The sequence below is a fragment of the Streptomyces sp. NPDC056738 genome (assembly GCF_042790435.1).
GTDB lineage: Bacteria > Actinomycetota > Actinomycetes > Streptomycetales > Streptomycetaceae > Streptomyces.
In genome coordinates, this window is sequence record NZ_JBHTZF010000009.1 from 225616 (window position 1) to 240562 (window position 14947).

At 71.7% G+C, this 14947-nt stretch carries 13 protein-coding genes and 1 tRNA gene; 7 read left to right on the forward strand and 7 right to left on the reverse strand.

What is annotated here, in order from left to right; translation table 11 throughout:
- Window positions 1-70: 70 nt before the first annotated feature.
- The gene (locus ACFRIC_RS24480; protein WP_382789240.1) at window positions 71-757 is read right to left on the reverse strand and encodes a histidine phosphatase family protein; all 687 of its coding nucleotides are present in this window, start codon (window positions 755-757) and stop codon (window positions 71-73) included.
- Between the two features lie 164 nt (window positions 758-921).
- Between ACFRIC_RS24480 and corA the strand changes: the two genes are divergently transcribed.
- Window positions 922-1920, forward strand: coding sequence for a magnesium/cobalt transporter CorA (gene corA, locus ACFRIC_RS24485; RefSeq protein WP_382789615.1), 999 nt, complete (start codon window positions 922-924; stop codon window positions 1918-1920).
- Between the two features lie 13 nt (window positions 1921-1933).
- On the opposite strand, the gene ACFRIC_RS24490 is transcribed toward corA, so the two are convergent.
- On the reverse strand, window positions 1934-2722 hold the full coding sequence (locus tag ACFRIC_RS24490; protein WP_382789243.1) for a ferritin-like domain-containing protein: 789 nt from the start codon (window positions 2720-2722) through the stop codon (window positions 1934-1936).
- 227 nt (window positions 2723-2949) lie between these two features.
- The gene (locus tag ACFRIC_RS24495; RefSeq protein WP_382789246.1) at window positions 2950-4005 is read right to left on the reverse strand and encodes an LLM class F420-dependent oxidoreductase; all 1056 of its coding nucleotides are present in this window, start codon (window positions 4003-4005) and stop codon (window positions 2950-2952) included.
- Between the two features lie 144 nt (window positions 4006-4149).
- On the opposite strand from ACFRIC_RS24495, the gene ACFRIC_RS24500 reads away from it, so the two are divergent.
- Window positions 4150-5133: an aldo/keto reductase gene (locus ACFRIC_RS24500; protein WP_382789248.1), complete on the forward strand. Its 984-nt coding sequence runs from the start codon at window positions 4150-4152 to the stop codon at window positions 5131-5133.
- Window positions 5130-7415 (forward strand): helix-hairpin-helix domain-containing protein, encoded by a 2286-nt coding sequence (locus ACFRIC_RS24505; RefSeq protein ID WP_382789251.1) that lies wholly within the window; start codon window positions 5130-5132, stop codon window positions 7413-7415. Before ACFRIC_RS24500 ends, ACFRIC_RS24505 begins: the two co-directional genes overlap by 4 nt.
- Window positions 7416-7796: 381 nt before the next feature.
- Here the strand turns inward: ACFRIC_RS24505 and ACFRIC_RS24510 are convergent, their stop codons facing one another.
- Window positions 7797-8495: a hypothetical protein gene (locus ACFRIC_RS24510; RefSeq protein WP_382789254.1), complete on the reverse strand. Its 699-nt coding sequence runs from the start codon at window positions 8493-8495 to the stop codon at window positions 7797-7799.
- Between the two features lie 47 nt (window positions 8496-8542).
- On the opposite strand from ACFRIC_RS24510, the gene ACFRIC_RS24515 reads away from it, so the two are divergent.
- A complete protein-coding gene (locus ACFRIC_RS24515; protein ID WP_081223519.1) occupies window positions 8543-8731 on the forward strand; it encodes a DUF5703 family protein in 189 nt (62 codons plus the stop codon).
- Window positions 8732-8954: 223 nt separating this feature from the next.
- On the opposite strand, the gene ACFRIC_RS24520 is transcribed toward ACFRIC_RS24515, so the two are convergent.
- The 3 genes from ACFRIC_RS24520 to ACFRIC_RS24530 all read right to left on the reverse strand — a co-directional run bounded on the left by ACFRIC_RS24520 (window position 8955) and on the right by ACFRIC_RS24530 (window position 12000).
- A complete protein-coding gene (locus tag ACFRIC_RS24520) occupies window positions 8955-10013 on the reverse strand; it encodes a chaplin (RefSeq protein WP_382789258.1) in 1059 nt (352 codons plus the stop codon).
- Window positions 10014-10225: 212 nt separating this feature from the next.
- On the reverse strand, window positions 10226-10459 hold the full coding sequence (gene chpH / locus ACFRIC_RS24525) for a chaplin ChpH (RefSeq protein ID WP_359021972.1): 234 nt from the start codon (window positions 10457-10459) through the stop codon (window positions 10226-10228).
- Between the two features lie 215 nt (window positions 10460-10674).
- Window positions 10675-12000 carry a M20/M25/M40 family metallo-hydrolase gene (locus tag ACFRIC_RS24530; RefSeq protein ID WP_382789261.1) on the reverse strand — a complete coding sequence of 442 codons (1326 nt, stop codon included), beginning with the start codon at window positions 11998-12000 and terminating at the stop codon, window positions 10675-10677.
- Window positions 12001-12225: 225 nt separating this feature from the next.
- Between ACFRIC_RS24530 and ACFRIC_RS24535 the strand changes: the two genes are divergently transcribed.
- The 3 genes from ACFRIC_RS24535 (at window position 12226) to ACFRIC_RS24545 (ending at window position 14744) form a co-directional block, all read left to right on the forward strand.
- Window positions 12226-12313, forward strand: a tRNA-Leu gene (locus ACFRIC_RS24535).
- A 356-nt stretch (window positions 12314-12669) separates the two neighbouring features.
- On the forward strand, window positions 12670-13719 hold the full coding sequence (locus ACFRIC_RS24540; protein ID WP_382789264.1) for a glycoside hydrolase family 11 protein: 1050 nt from the start codon (window positions 12670-12672) through the stop codon (window positions 13717-13719).
- A 35-nt stretch (window positions 13720-13754) separates the two neighbouring features.
- Window positions 13755-14744, forward strand: coding sequence for a polysaccharide deacetylase family protein (locus ACFRIC_RS24545; protein WP_382789266.1), 990 nt, complete (start codon window positions 13755-13757; stop codon window positions 14742-14744).
- The last annotated feature ends 203 nt before the right edge of the window (window positions 14745-14947 follow it).

Genomic DNA, 14947 nt, shown 5'->3' on the forward strand with positions numbered 1-14947 from the left:
CCGCGTCGGCTGAGAACGGGTTGACAACTGCTGTGCTGGTTCGACCGCTTCACCCTACTGCGGCCGACGATCACGGTGCGCCCGCACCGCCCCCGACCGGTGCGTCGCCGTCCGGGGTTTCCTCGCGCGGGGCCAGGGAGGCGAGATCGCCGGTGTCCCCGAGACGCACGAGAAAGGGCCTTAGCCGGGTGTAACGGATCGCTGTGATGGAACACGGTTCCACAGAGATCCGCTGAAAGAGGTCGAGATGAAGTCCGAGTGCGTCGGCGACGAGCGACTTGATGATGTCGCCGTGCGAACACATGAGATAGACCGCGTCACCGCCGTGGTCGCGCTCCACGCGCGCGTTCCACTCGCGGACCGCTTCGGCGGCGCGGTGCTGCATGGCCCGCATCGATTCGCCACCGGGGAAGGCGGCCGCGGACGGATGCGCCTGGACGACGTCCATCAGCGGCTCGTCCTTGAGCTCGGCGAGCTTGCGGCCCGACCAGTCGCCGTAGTGGGCCTCCCCGATGCGCTCCTCGGTGTGCACGGGGACCTGGGGGCGGGCCTCGAGGAGCGGCTGGACGGTCTCCCGGCAGCGCTGGAGGGGGCTGGTGACGACCTCGGCGATCGGCAGCCCGGCCAGCCGGCCGGGCAGGGCCTGGGCCTGCTGCGTACCGCGCTCGTCGAGCGCGACGCCGGGCGTCCAGCCGGCGAGCAGTCCCGCGGTGTTGGCGGTGGAGCGTCCGTGCCGGACGAGGATCAGGGTGGGCATGCGGCCCAGCGTAAACGGACGGCCCGGGAAGGCGGCGGGCCCTGTGGAAAGCGGCCTCCGGTGCCCGGCGGGACCGGCGGAAAGCGGCCGCCGGTGTGCGGCGAGCCCAGTGGAAAGCGGCCCCCGGTGTGCGGCGGGGCCATGACGGCGGGAGAATGCGCACCGTGATCGTCGACTGCGCCATCTATCGTGACGGCCGCCGGACCGAGGGCGCCGACGACCTCTCCGAGGCGCTGGCCCAGTGCCGTGCCGGGGGCCACGCGTTCGTGTGGATCGGCCTGCACGAGCCGACGGAGAAGGAGTTCGACCTGGTCACGCAGGAGTTCGGGCTCCATCCGCTGGCGGTCGAGGACGCCCTCAAGGCCCATCAGCGCCCCAAGCTGGAGGTGTACGAGGACTCGCTGTTCATGGTCCTCAAGCCGGTGTCGTACGAGCCGCAGAGCGACACGGTCACCTCGGGCGAGGTCATGGTCTTCGTGGGCGACTCGTTCGTGGTGACCGTGCGGCACGGTGAGGAGTCGCCGCTGCAGGCGGTCCGGCGGCGGCTGGAGTCGGATCCGGAGACGCTGCGGCACGGGCCGACGGCGGTGCTCCACTCGATCGCGGACGCCACCGTGGACCACTATCTGGACGTGGCGACCGAGCTCGGCACCGACCTGGAGGAGCTGGAGGCGGAGGTCTTCTCGCCCCATCTCGGCGGCTCGCGGCACACCGCCTCGCGGATCTACGCGTTCAAGCGGCAGGTCCAGGAGTTCCGCCGGGCGACCGTGCCGCTGGCGATGCCGCTGGCCCGGCTCGCGGGCTCGGGCCTGAAGACGGCGGACGTGCCCTTCGTCGACGGCGAGGCGCAGCCCTTCTTCCGCGACGTCAACGACCACCTGCTGCGGGTCAACGAGTCCGTGGAGAGCCTGGACCGGCTGGTGTCCGACATCCTGTCGGCGCATCTGGCGCAGATGAGCGTGCGGCAGAACGACGACATGCGGAAGATCTCGGCGTGGGCGGCCATGGCCGCGGTCCCCACGATGATCGCGGGGATCTACGGCATGAACTTCGATCACATGCCCGAGCTGCACTGGCTGTGGTCGTATCCGGCGGTGATCGGGGGCATGGTCGTCCTGGAGTTCGCGCTGTACCGGTTGTTCAAGCGGCGGGGCTGGCTGTAGCTCCGCGCGCGGTTCAGGCGAATTCCGGTGCCGGGGTGGCGGGGCCGTTCAGGGCGCCGCGCCGCTCGGGCATCTCCAGGGTGACCATCCGGCGCCAGCCCGCGGCGCGCTCGTAGGCGTACACGGCGTGGATGCCCGCGGCGAGGACGGCCGCCTTGGCCCGGGACCAGCCGAGGAGGCGGCCCATGTGGGCCATCACGGCGAGGCTGACGTCCCGGTAGATGCGGATCTCGGCGAGCGCGCACTCGCGCAGGGCCCGCTGGATGGCGCGGCCGTGTCCCGCGTAGGCGAAGCGCAGCAGTTCCTCGTGGCAGTAGGCGAGGTGGTTGTCCTCGTCGGCCGAGATCATCCGTACCGCACGGCCGATGTCGGGGTGGTCGGCGAAGTGCTTGCGCAGCAGGTCCATCTGCTCGGAGGCGCGCTGCTCGGTGACCCGGCTGTGGGCCAGGTAGGTGACGATGTCCTGCACGGTGAGGGGCTGGTCCCCCTTGAGCTTGTCGTGCGCGAGGCCGATGCCGTGGCGTTCCAGGAGCATCGTGTAGTCGGTGTCGGACGGCACCTCGACGGGTTCGAGGCCGCGCTTCTTCAGGAGGGCGTTGAAGATCCGTCCGTGCTTGTCCTCGTCGGCGCCGTGCCGGGCGATCTTGGGGGCGAGGGCGCGTTCGCCCGGCGGGACCAGCGCGGCGATCCGGGCGTTCTCCCAGCCGCCCTGCGACTCGCCGCTCGCGGCGATGGAGCAGAAGAGGCGGTACGACTCGTCGTTGTCGAGGATTTCCTGGAACAGGCTCTTGGCGGACAGCATGGTTGACACCCTCTCTGCAGAGTTGTGCAGAAAACGAGTCAAATGGGTCGTCCGGGGCCCGGCAACCGATGTGTCCGACAAATCGGCCGAACGATGGACGGCGCGGCGGCCCCGGACGCGTAACCAAGGGACCGTCGGCGCGTTGTTCTCCGTGACGGCCGTGGCGGGGAAGACCCCCGAGCCCCCACCACGGCCGCAGAAACCTCCCGGCGGCGATTCCGCCGGGGTTACGCGAGTCCGGCCCGCTCCAGGGCCTCGGTGCCGGCCCGCAGCGAGGCGAGCCGGTCCTCCAGCGTGAAGCCCGCGGGGGCCAGCGTGAGCGTGGTGACACCGACGGCGGCGTACGCCTTCATGCGGTCGGCGATGCGGTCGACCGAGCCGAGCAGGGTCGTCTGGTCGATCAGGGCGTGCGGGACGGCGGCCGCGGCGGCCTCCTTGTCGCCGGACAGGTACTTGTCCTGGATCTCGGCGGCTTCCTTCTCGTAGCCCATGCGCTGCGCGAGCTGGTTGTAGAAGTTCTGCTTGCGGCTTCCCATGCCGCCGACGTACAGGGCGGTGTACGGGCGGAACATGTCGGCGAGCGCGGGGACGTCCTTGTCGGCGCCGACGGCGAGCGGCAGGGTCGGGCAGACGTCGAACCCTTCCAGCGTCTTCCCGGCCTTCTCGCGGCCCGCGCGCAGGTAGGTGAGCGCGGTGTCCTCGATGTGTTCGGCCGAGGGGAAGATGAGCAGCGCGCCGTCCGCGATCTCGCCGGTCTGCTCCAGGTTCTTCGGGCCGATCGCGGCGATGTACAGCGGGATGTGCTCGCGCTCCGGGTGCACGGTCAGCTTGAGCGGCTTGCCCGGGCCGCCGGGCAGCGGCAGGGTCCAGTGCTCGCCCTCGTACGACAGCCGCTCGCGCGTCATGGCCTTGCGCACGATCTCCACGTACTCGCGGGTGCGGGCCAGCGGCTTGTCGAACTTGACGCCGTACCAGCCCTCGGAGACCTGCGGGCCCGAGACGCCGAGGCCGAGGCGGAAGCGGCCGCCCGACAGCGAGTCCAGCGTCGCGGCGGTCATCGCGGTCATCGCGGGCTGGCGCGCCGGGATCTGGAAGATGGCCGAACCGACGTCGATCCGCTCGGTCTGGGCGGCGACCCAGCTCAGCACGGTGGCCGCGTCGGAGCCGTAGGCCTCGGCGGCCCAGCAGACGGCGTATCCGAGCCGGTCGGCCTCCCGGGCGACGGCGAGGTTGTCCGCGTCCATTCCGGCGCCCCAGTAGCCGAGATTGATGCCGAGCTGCATGGCCGATCCCCTTACTGATCAGTAACGTCCCTTGTGTCCGAGACCCTAGCGTGCGGGCGCCCCCGGCGGGGAGCGGCCTTCCGCCGGATTTCCGTTGTCCACAGGCCCCCACACCGCCGGTGCCGGACAGTAATCTCGGCGTCCATGGAGCAGAGGCATCTCGGCCGTACCGGCCTGCGTGTTTCCCGGATCGGGCTCGGCACCCTCACGTGGGGGCGGGACACCGACGAGCATGACGCCGCGGACCTCTTGAAGACGTTCTGGGAAGCGGGCGGGAACCTCGTCGACACGGCGGACGTGTACGGCGACGGGGAGGCGGAGTATCTCCTCGGGCAGCTCATGGAAGGGCTCGTCCCGCGCCGTGACCTGGTCATCTCGACGAAGGCGGGGAGCGTGCGCGAGCCGGACCGCCGCTTCGACGGCTCGCGCAGTCATCTCCTGTCGGCCCTGGACGCCTCGCTCGCCCGCCTGGGCACCGACTACGTGGACGTGTGGCACGTGCACGCCTACGACTCCCACACGCCGCTCGACGAGACCCTCCAGGCCCTCGACCTGGCCGTCGCCAGCGGCCGCGCGCGCTACGCCGGCGTGTCCAACTTCTGCGGCTGGCAGCTCGCCAAGGCCGCGACCTGGCAGATCTCGGCACCCGGTATACGCACGCGGCTGGCCAGTACGCAGATGGAGTACTCCCTGCTGCAGCGCGGCATCGAGCGTGAGGTGCTGCCCGCCGCCCTCGACCTGGGCATCGGCCTGCTGCCCTCCTCGCCGCTCGGGCGCGGTGTGCTCACCGGCAAGTACCGGGCCGGGACACCGGCCGACTCCCGGGGCGCGTCCGAACACCTCGCGCCCTTCGTGGCGCCCTATCTCGACGAGACGGCGAGCAGCGTCGTGGAGGCGGTGTCGACCGCGGCGGACGGTCTCGCCGTGACCCCGCTGCAGGTGGCGCTCGCCTGGGTCCGCGACCGGCCCGGGGTCGTCGCGCCCGTCGTCGGCGCGCGCAACGCACAGCAGCTCACGGCCGCGTTGTCAGTGGAGGCGCTTAGTCTTCCTGACGAGATCTGCCGGGCGCTCGACGACGTGTCGGCCCCGGTGCACCACTATCCCGATCACGACTGGAGCACGCTGTGAGCACGGAGCCCGAGACCACTCAGGACGCGGAGCCGGGGACGCCGGGCGCGGAGTCGGCCGCCGGCGCCTCCGAGCCGACGGGCGAGGGCGTGGACCGGGCGGCCGAGCCCTCCGGGGACGGGGACGTCTCCGCCGACGAGAGCACGGGCGAGGGCGAGGACACAGGCGAGGACACAGGCGAGGGCACGGGCGCCGAGGGGGCCGGGACGGCCGAAGGTGCCGCTCAGGTGTCCGAGGCGGCCGCCGAGCTCGCGGCCCAGCGGGTGGAGCGGGAGCGGATCGAGCGGCGCAAGGCGGAGAAGCGGGCGCCCATCGAGGCCGGCACCAAGCTCAGCGGCACGGCCGCGGACCTGCTCGCCGCGGTACGGGCCGTGGAGAGCGGCGAGAAGCCCGTGGCCACGGCCTTCCGCGAGCCGGATCCGGCTCCGCGCCGGGCCGCCCCGGAGCCCGTACGGCGACCTCAGCCGGTCGCGGCGCCGACCGCGCCGGCCCCGGGCGCGCCCCCGGAGGCCGTCGCCGCCGTCCGTGCCGTGCTGGCCGGGGCCGGCGCCCCCGAGGGGCTCGCGGCCCAGGTCGTCACGGTTCTGGGCGAGGGCGCGGACGACCGGCTCCGCGAGGACCCCTGGCAGTTGCTGCGGGTGCCCGGGGTGCGGCCCGAGCAGGCCGACGGGTTCGCGCGGGCGCTGCTCGGCGCCGAGTGCGGTCCGGACGACGAACGCCGTGGCACGGCGCTGACCGTGTGGCTGCTGGAGCAGGCCGCCGTCGCCGGGCACACCGCTCTGGACGCCCCGGCGCTGATCGCGGCGCTCTCCCAGCGCTCGGTGCCCGACCCGGACACGGCCGTGCAGAGCGCCGTCGCGGAGGGCGAGGCCCTGGTCTTCCAGGACGCGCTGGACTCGGCTCCCCCGGCCGCGGCGGCCGCGGACGACGACGCGGAGGAGCCGCAGGAGCGCCCGGTGCGGATCCTGATCGGCCTGGAGCGGTACGCACTCGCGGAGGAGAGCCTGGCCGACGGACTCGCCCGGCTGGTGAACTCGGTGCCGAAGGAGGACGGTTCGGCCGCCGGCTGGGAGCGGGAGGCCGCCTCGGCACCCCGCTCGGCGGGGGAGCTGATCCGCGTGGGCGGCGCCCACGGCCTGGTGCTGCACACCGGCGGCGAGGCCTCGCGGGCCGAGGTCGCGGCGCTGCTGCACGCGGCCCGCGCGCTCGGACTGCGCGGCTGGGCCGCCGCACACACCTCCGGCGGACGGGACGACTTCGCCGCCCGACTGGCCCGGCACGAGCCGGCGGACGGCGCCGCGGACCGCCCCACGGGCGGCGAGGCGACCGGCGCCGCCACGGTCGCCGGGCTGCTCTCCGGCGCCGAGGGCCCGGGCCGGGACGCGGACGGTGCCCTGGACCTGGACGTCCTGGTCGTCCTGGACGCGCCGCAGCTCGACGTCGAGACGGCGGCCATGCTCGCGGAGTCGCTGCCGGACGGGGCGCGGCTCGTGCTGAGCGGTGATCCGGGTGTGCTGTGGTCGGCGGGCCCCGGCCGGGTCTTCGCGGACCTGATCGCCGCGCGGGCCTGCCCGCAGGTGGCCTCGCGGACCCCCGATCCCGGGCCCATCGGCGAGCTGGTATCCGGGATCGGCATCGGCGAGCTCAACCAGGTCGAGGCGCCCGGCAAGGAGGTGGTGATCGTCCCGGTGCGTGACGCGGGCGAGGCGGTCCACCGGACGGTTCAGCTCGTCGCGGACTCGGTGCCGCGTGCGATCGGCGTGCCGGCCGAGCAGACGCAGGTCATCACCCCGGGGCACGGCGGCCCGGTCGGCACCCGCGCGCTGAACACCGCCCTCAAGGAGCGGCTGAACCCCGGTCCCGGCCGCTTCGGCGGGTTCGACCCGGGCGACCGGATCGTCCACTCCCCCGCACCGGGCCGTTCACTGCCGGGCCGGGTGGTGCGGGCCGACGCCGAGGGACTGCACCTGGACTGCTCGGGCACCCCTGTGGTCGTGCCGAAGGACCGGGTGGAGCAGACCGTGCGGCACGGCTGGGCGCTCACCGCGCACCAGGCGGTGGGGCTGCGCTGGCCGGCCGCGGTCGTGGTGCTGCCCGGTGACGCCGCCGGGTCCCTGACCCGGCCGTGGGTCTACACGGCCTTCGGGCGGGCCGAGCGGCACCTCTCCGTCGTGCACGGAGTGGAGCAGGCCCTGCCGCACGCGGTGGCCGAGGTCCCTCAGAAGCCGCGCACGACCCGCCTCCAGGCCCTGCTGAAGGCGCAGACACCTACGTCGGCCTGATCGCGGGGCTGATCCGGCCGGGCCGGGGGGCCGGGGCCGCCTTGGGCAGGTCCAGGGGACCACGGCCGGCAGCCGTGGGGCCGGGCAGCCTTGGTCGGGCCGCCGGGCGGCCGCGGGCCCCAAGCGACCTTGAAGCCGAGCGACCGGGCCCAGGCGACCTTGAGGCCGGGCGGCTGCGGAGCCGGGCTGCCCTGGGACCCGGGCAGTCCTGAGGCCGGCGCCCCTGGGCCCGGGCGGCCGTCAGGCGCGGCGACCGCGGGACCGGGCGGCCGGCAGCCGGGCAGTCATGCGGCCGGGTGCCTGTCAGGCCATGAACGTGCGAGTGGCGGCCACCGAGGTTCGGTGGCCGCCACTTGCGAGGCACGTGCGTGCCGGGGTGGGTCAGCGATCCGCGTCCAGGCGGTCCTCGGAGTCGAGGTCCGCGCCGGAGCCGAGGTCGTCGTCCAGATCGTCGTCGTCCGACTCCTCGTCGAAGACCGAGCTGACGTCGAAGCGGCAGACCACCCGCTGCGGGTCGATCGACTCGAAGGGCGTCTCCAGCCATTCACCCGGCTCGGCCGGTTCGTCGGCGGCGGTCACCCACAGCGTGGAGTCGCCCTCCTCCAGCCCGAACTCCTTGTGCCGGCTGGCGATCTCGTCGGGCTCGAACTCTCCGAAGAGGACCCCCAGCGCACCGTGAACGGTGCCGGCCGCCGCGTCGAAGCCCTCGTCGGCGGTGGCGCCGTCCTCCTCCACCGCCTCCACCCGCTGGGCCTGCGCGAGCAGCCGCTGGGGCTCCACCACCGCGTAGTCCCGGCGGATCACCACGCTCAGCGCGTTCGGCTCCTCGGGCCCCGTGTAGGGAGGCAGCGTGTCGTCACCGCCGGGGATCTCGAAGGGCGTGACCTCGTCGTAACGGTCGTAGAGGAGCTCGTCGTACTCCTCGGCCGCCGCGGCGAGCTCGTTGAAAGCCTCGTAGACGTCCGGGTCGTCATCGCCCGTCCTGCGCTCGACCGCCGCGAGGTGGCGGTCGAGTGCGGTCTTGACAGCCTCTGCGGCGGCGCGTACCTCGGCAGCGGTGGGCTGCACAGCATCAGACATAGTGCAGACGCTATCCGTACTGGGCCTCTGCCCGCACAATAGATGCGATGCCGGAATACGAATTTGTCGACGTGTACGTACCTCGCGGGGTCTCCCGCAAGGAGACGACACGTCTGCTGACGGACCATGCCGAGTACGGACACTGGGAGTTGGACCGCCTGAGCCTGCTCCGTGACGGCAGCCGCAGAGTGCGGTTGCGCCGCCGGATCATCCGCCAGGTACGCGCCACGTGGTGACACAAGGCCGCTGAACCGGTGCGGGCCCCGCCATCGCGAGGCCCGCACGGTCACTCACGTCACCGGGAAGGCCGGGGCGCCTCGGTCGCAGCCGTGCCGCGCAGCGATCAGTCCTGCGCGCGTGAGGTCACGCCTGCTCCCCGCCCCCGCTCCCCGCTGTGATCATCGCAACTTCTCCGGCCGCGCTACCGCTCGATCTCTCCGGCCGCGCGACGTCGCCGCGTCACGCAGCGGCACGCGCCCGGCGGTAGAGCACGGCGCCGGCCAGCAGCGCGGCGGCTGCTGCGGGTACGGCAGCTCCGACCGGCAGCTCACTGCCGGTGTGGGCCAGCTCGGCCCCTCCGTCCACGGCCGGCGTCCGCACGACGGCCCCCGAGCCGGTCTGACCGACCTGCACGGCACCGGCCCGGTGCTTGCCACCGCCCGGGGTGGAGGTGCCGGGGTGACCGGAGCCACCGGGGTTGCCCGGGTGACCAGGGGTACCGGGGTTGGCAGGGTGATCCGGGGTGCCAGGGTGACCCGGGGTTCCGGGGTGACCCGGGGTTCCGGGGTGACCCGGCTGACCAGGATGGCCCGGCTCGCCAGGGTGACCGGGGTGACCGGGCTCGCCCGGGTGTCCGGGGTGCCCCGGGTGACCTGGGTGGTCACAGTCACCGCCGTGCCCAGGGTGCCCCGGCTGACCCGGGTGACCCGGATGTCCGGGGTGGCCAGGATGACCGGGCTGACCCGGGTGACCGGGGTGGCCGGGCTGACCCGGATGACCGGGATGGCCAGGGTGGCCGGGCTGGTGGCCGCCCGTGCCCGCGCCGTTCGCGCAACTGTCGCCCGCCGCCGCGTTGCCGATCCCGATGACGTTCACGCTGTTGCCGCAGAGGTTCAGGGGGACGTCGACCGGCGCCTGGACGTGGTTGCCGGAGCCCACGCCCGGCGAGTGGGCGGCGCTGCCGCGGGCCTGCGCGCCGCCGGCGTGACCGCCCTGTCCGCCGTGACCACCATGACCGCCCTGATGTCCCCGGCCCGCGGACGAACCGCCTCCGCCGCCGTGGTTGACACAGGTGTTGCCCATCGCCGGGTTGAGCAGCCCGACCACGTTCACCGTGTTGCCGCAGACGTTGACCGGCACGTTCACGGGCGCCTGCACGGTGTTGCCCGACAGCACGCCGGGAGAGTTCGACGCGGCGCCGAACGCGCCCGAGTCGGCGTGCGCGGAGACGCTGGTGACCGCGAGGACACCACCGGCCGCCGCCACGGTCATCAGGCCTTTGCGGGTGACCTGTCGCATAGCTGAAATCCCTGCCTTCAGTCCTGGGACGTGGACCAACAGTCCTTGGGACGTGGACCATCGAGAGCACGCGCACGTCAGTGACGTACGCGGGGAAGCCGGTCGGCCCCGGAGCGCATGGCGCGCACTCCGGGGCCGACGGGCTCAGACCTTCACGAAGTGACCCTCATGAGGTGACCCATGGGATCCCCCTCATGGGATGAGGCGCGATGTCAGTGGTTGAAGCAGGTGTTGCCGAAGGCCGGGTTCAGCAGCCCGATCACGGAGACCGTGTTGCCGCAGACGTTCACCGGAACGTGGACGGGCACCTGGATGACGTTGCCGGAGGCGACGCCCGGGGACTGCACAGCGGCTCCCTGGGCACCCGAGTCGGCGACGGCCAGACCCGCACCCGCGAGAACCAGACCACCCGTGGCAGCAGCGGCGGCGACGATCTTCTTGATCATTATTCCTCCTGGTAGGCAAATGCGGTCCAAAGCAGCGGATCGCAACACCTGTAACGAGGAGGGAGTAGTAGAGCTATGGGCTTATGGTCGCATTCACTCGTCCCGGGCGATCTCCGCACGCGCGGTCGAATGCCGGCGTCAACACCCCGCACCTCCCGGGCGGTTCGGCAGGTCAGCCCGCCGACGCCCGGGCGGGACGTGCCGCCGGCGGCACGTCAGGAGGCGTCGATGAATCGGTCCAGCACTCGCACGCCGAACTGGAGAGCGTCCACCGGGACCCGCTCGTCGACCCCGTGGAACATGCCCGCGAAGTCCAGCTCAGGGGGCAGCTTCAGCGGGGCGAAGCCGAAGCAGCGGATGCCGAGATCGGCGAAGGACTTGGCGTCGGTGCCGGCCGAGAGCATGTAGGGCACGGCGCGCGCGATGGGGTCCTCGGCCGAGAGCGCGGTCTGCATGGCGTCGACGAGGGCGCCGTCGAAGCCGGTCTCCAGCGCCTTGTCCGCGTGGACGTCCTCGCGCTTGACCCGGGGACCGAGGACCCGGTCGAGGTCGGCGAGGAACTCCTCCTCGTAGCCCGGCAGATAGCGGCCGTCGACATGCGCGGTGGCCTGCCCCGGAATCACGTTGACCTTGTAACCGGCGCCCAACTGGGTCGGGTTGGCGGTGTTCTGCAGCGAGGCGCCGATGAGCTTGGCGATACCGCCGAGCTTGGCGAGCGTCTCGTCCATGTTCTCGGGGTCGAGCTCGGTGCCCAGGGCGTCGCCGAGTTCGTCGAGGAAGTGCCGCAGGGTCTTCGTCACCCGCACCGGGAACTTGTGCCGGCCGAGCCGCCCGACGGCCTCGGACAGCTCCGTGATCGCGTTGTCCTTGTGGATCATCGAACCGTGCCCGGCGGTGCCGTCCACGGTCAGCTTCATCCAGTGCATGCCCTTCTGCGCGGTCTCGACGAGGTACAGCCGCAGCTTCTCGTTGACCGTGAAGGAGAATCCGCCCACCTCGCCGATCGCCTCGGTGACGCCCTCGAAGAGGTCCGGGTGCTTGTCCACCAGGTGCCGGGCGCCGAACGTACCGCCGGCCTCCTCGTCGGCGAGGAAGGCGAGGACGATGTCGCGCGGAGGCTTGCGGCCCGTGCGCATCCGCTCCCGTACGACGGCGAGCGTCATGGCGTCCATGTCCTTCATGTCGACCGCGCCGCGGCCCCAGACCATCCCGTCGGCGACCTCGCCCGAGAAGGGGTGGTGGGTCCAGTCCGCCGCGTTGGCGGGGACGACGTCGGTGTGGCCGTGGATGAGGAGCGCGGGCCGTGAGGGGTCCTCGCCCTCGATACGGGCCACGGTGGAGGCACGGCCCTTGTGCGACTCGAAGATCCGCGGTTCGAGGCCGACCTCGGCGAGCTTCTCGGCGACGTACTCCGCGGCCTCGCGCTCGCCCGGGCCCGAGTGGTCCCCGTAGTTGCTGGTGTCGATCCGGATCAGCTCACGACAGAGGTCCACGACCTCGTCCTCGCCCGTGACGTTCCTGGTCGTGCCGCTCTCGCTCACGCTGGTTCCTCCCACTGTCGCCGCTGGTGGTCCCCCTCATCCTCTCTCCCACCCGCCCTCCTGCCCAAGGGCGGCCCCGGCCCGTCACACGGCGTTCATGCCGGGACGGGGCGCTCACACGGGGACGGGGGGTCACGCCGGGACGGGGGGTGATCTGGGAACCCTCGGAAGCCTGGTAATGTTTCACCTGTCGCCGCGAGGGAAACCCCGCGCGACAGACACCTTGTCCGGGTGGCGGAATGGCAGACGCGCTAGCTTGAGGTGCTAGTGCCCTTTATCGGGCGTGGGGGTTCAAGTCCCCCCTCGGACACCAGCGGGACCCCACTTCGGTGGGGTCTTTTGCATGTCCGGAGTCTTTACCGCGGCACGGCGCGTCTCCAGCCCTTTCCGAATGGTCCGCCGACCGATAGCGCGATCGGGAAATATTTCGAAACCTTTCGAGAAGTCGAAAGCATTCGCCGATCTCTCCAGCGCCACCCTCCGAGATCCGCCATCCGGACACCGCCCAGGCGACCCACTTGAGCTGCCCGAACTCTGCCGTTCACCATTGCCAGCACTCGCGAATGTTTCGGATCGGACGTCGAAAGTATTGACACTTGACAGGGCCAGTTCAACACTGTGGGCCATTCGCAGCGCGTCACCTCACGGGAACGAGGAGGAAACACGCACATGACCGACGCATCCGCACATCCGCCGGGCCGCCGCAGCGGTCGGCCGGGAACGTTCCGCAACGTCAGGCTGCTCATCAGCGGTGTCTGCACCATGCTGCTGGTCGCCGTGGCCGCGATGACCCTGCCCGGGACCGCCCGGGCCGACACGGTCGTCACGTCGAACCAGACCGGCACCAACAACGGGTACTACTACTCGTTCTGGACCGACAGCAGCGGCACGGTGTCCATGAACCTGGGCTCCGGCGGCAACTACAGCACCTCGTGGAGCAACACCGGGAACTTCGTCGCCGGCAAGGGCTGGAGCAACGGCGGACGCAGGACCGTGACCTACTCGGGCACCTTCAACCCGTCCGGCAACGCCTACCTGTCGCTCTACGGATGGACGTCCAACCCGCTCGTCGAGTACTACATCGTCGACAACTGGGGCACCTACCGGCCCACGAAAACGTTCAAGGGCACCGTCACCACCGACGGCGGCACGTACGACATCTACAAGACGACGCGGACCAACGCGCCCTCCGTCGAAGGCACCCGCACCTTCGACCAGTACTGGAGCGTCCGGCAGTCGAAGCGCACGGGCGGGACCATCACCACCGGCAACCACTTCGACGCCTGGGCCCGCGCCGGGATGAACCTGGGCAGCTTCAACTACTACATGATCCTCGCCACCGAGGGCTATCAGAGCAGCGGCAACTCCAACATCACGGTGGGCGACACCGGATCGGGCGGCGGGTCCGGAGGCGGCTCGGGCGGCGGGTCCGGAGGCGGGGGCGGCGGCTCCGGCGGGTGCGCGGCGGCCCTGTCCGCCGGCCAGCAGTGGAACGACCGCTACAACCTCAACGTCGCCGTCACCGGCTCCAGCAACTGGACCGTGACGATGAACGTGCCGTCCCCGGCGAAGATCCTCTCGACCTGGAACATCAGCGCCAGTTACCCCAGCGCCCAGGTCCTGACGGCCAAACCCAACGGCAGCGGCAACACCTTCGGCGTCACCATCCAGCCCAACGGCAACTGGACCTGGCCCACGGTCTCCTGCAGCACGAGCTGACCCCCCGCCCCCACCAGGCCGAAGGAGCACTTCGCATGAGATCGCGCACCAGATCGGCACGGCTCGGCCCGTTGCGGTCGCTGATCACGGGACTGGCCGTCGTGGCGACGGCCGCCGCGGGCACCCTCGCCCTCGGCACCGGACCGGCGCGGGCCGCCACCTGCAACGGATACGTCGGACTCACCTTCGACGACGGCCCCTCGAGCACCACCTCGACCCTGCTCAACACCCTCAAGCAGAACGGCCTGCGGGCCACGATGTTCAACGAGGGCCAGTACGCGGCGTCCAGCCCGGCCCAGGTACGGGCCCAGGTCGACGCCGGCATGTGGGTGGGCAACCACAGCTACACCCACCCGCATCTCGTCCAGCAGAGCCAGGCTCAGATCGACTCCGAGATCTCCCGGACCCAGCAGGCCATCGCCGCCGCCGGCGGCGGGACGCCGAAACTGTTCCGGCCGCCGTACGGGGAGACCAACGCGACGGTGAAGTCGGTCGAGGCCAAGTACGGCCTGACCGAGATCATCTGGGACGTGGACTCGCAGGACTGGAACGGCGCGAGCACCGACGCGATCGTGCAGGCGGCGGGCCGGCTCACCAACGGCCAGATCATCCTCATGCACGACTGGCCGGCCAACACGATCGCCGCGATCCCGCGCATCGCCCAGGGACTGGCCTCGCGCGGCCTGTGCGCCGGGATGATCTCCCCGGCGACCGGCCGCGCCGTGGCACCGGACGGCGGCGGCACAGGCGGCGGTGGCGGCGGGTGCACCGCGACGCTGTCCGCCGGACAGCAGTGGAGCGACCGGTACAACCTCAACGTCGCCGTCACCGGATCGAGCAACTGGACCGTGACGATGAACGTGCCCGCACCCGAGAAGATCATCGCCACCTGGAACACCACGGCCACCTACCCCAGCGCCCAGGTGCTGACGGCCAAGCCCAACGGCAGCGGCAACACCTTCGGCGTCACCGTTCAGACCAACGGCACGTGGACGTGGCCGACGGTCTCCTGCGCCGCGGGCTGACCCGCCGCGACCGCACCGAGGAACAGCGCCGCCCCGCGTCACCGGGCACGGCGGGCGAGGGCCCCGATCACCACTTCCGGGGCCCTCGCTCACTGTGTTCACGGCGTCACGGAAAGATGTGGGGCAGATCTCGTCACGCTGACATATTCCCACGTCACAGCGCTGGAGGAGGGGGTCGGAAGGGCCGCTCGGGAGGGTCTCGC

Excerpts from the sequence above, each read along its gene's own strand:
- ACFRIC_RS24480 (WP_382789240.1), bottom strand. The coding sequence starts at position 757 with ATGCCCACCCTGATCCTCGTCCGGCACGGACGCTCCACCGCCAACACC.
- ACFRIC_RS24490 (WP_382789243.1), bottom strand. The coding sequence starts at position 2,722 with ATGCTGTCCGCCAAGAGCCTGTTCCAGGAAATCCTCGACAACGACGAG.
- ACFRIC_RS24495 (WP_382789246.1), bottom strand. The coding sequence starts at position 4,005 with ATGCAGCTCGGCATCAATCTCGGCTACTGGGGCGCCGGAATGGACGCG.
- ACFRIC_RS24500 (WP_382789248.1), top strand. The coding sequence starts at position 4,150 with ATGGAGCAGAGGCATCTCGGCCGTACCGGCCTGCGTGTTTCCCGGATC.
- ACFRIC_RS24510 (WP_382789254.1), bottom strand. The coding sequence starts at position 8,495 with ATGTCTGATGCTGTGCAGCCCACCGCTGCCGAGGTACGCGCCGCCGCA.
- ACFRIC_RS24515 (WP_081223519.1), top strand. The coding sequence starts at position 8,543 with ATGCCGGAATACGAATTTGTCGACGTGTACGTACCTCGCGGGGTCTCC.
- ACFRIC_RS24520 (WP_382789258.1), bottom strand. The coding sequence starts at position 10,013 with ATGCGACAGGTCACCCGCAAAGGCCTGATGACCGTGGCGGCGGCCGGT.
- chpH (WP_359021972.1), bottom strand. The coding sequence starts at position 10,459 with ATGATCAAGAAGATCGTCGCCGCCGCTGCTGCCACGGGTGGTCTGGTT.
- ACFRIC_RS24540 (WP_382789264.1), top strand. The coding sequence starts at position 12,670 with ATGACCGACGCATCCGCACATCCGCCGGGCCGCCGCAGCGGTCGGCCG.
- ACFRIC_RS24545 (WP_382789266.1), top strand. The coding sequence starts at position 13,755 with ATGAGATCGCGCACCAGATCGGCACGGCTCGGCCCGTTGCGGTCGCTG.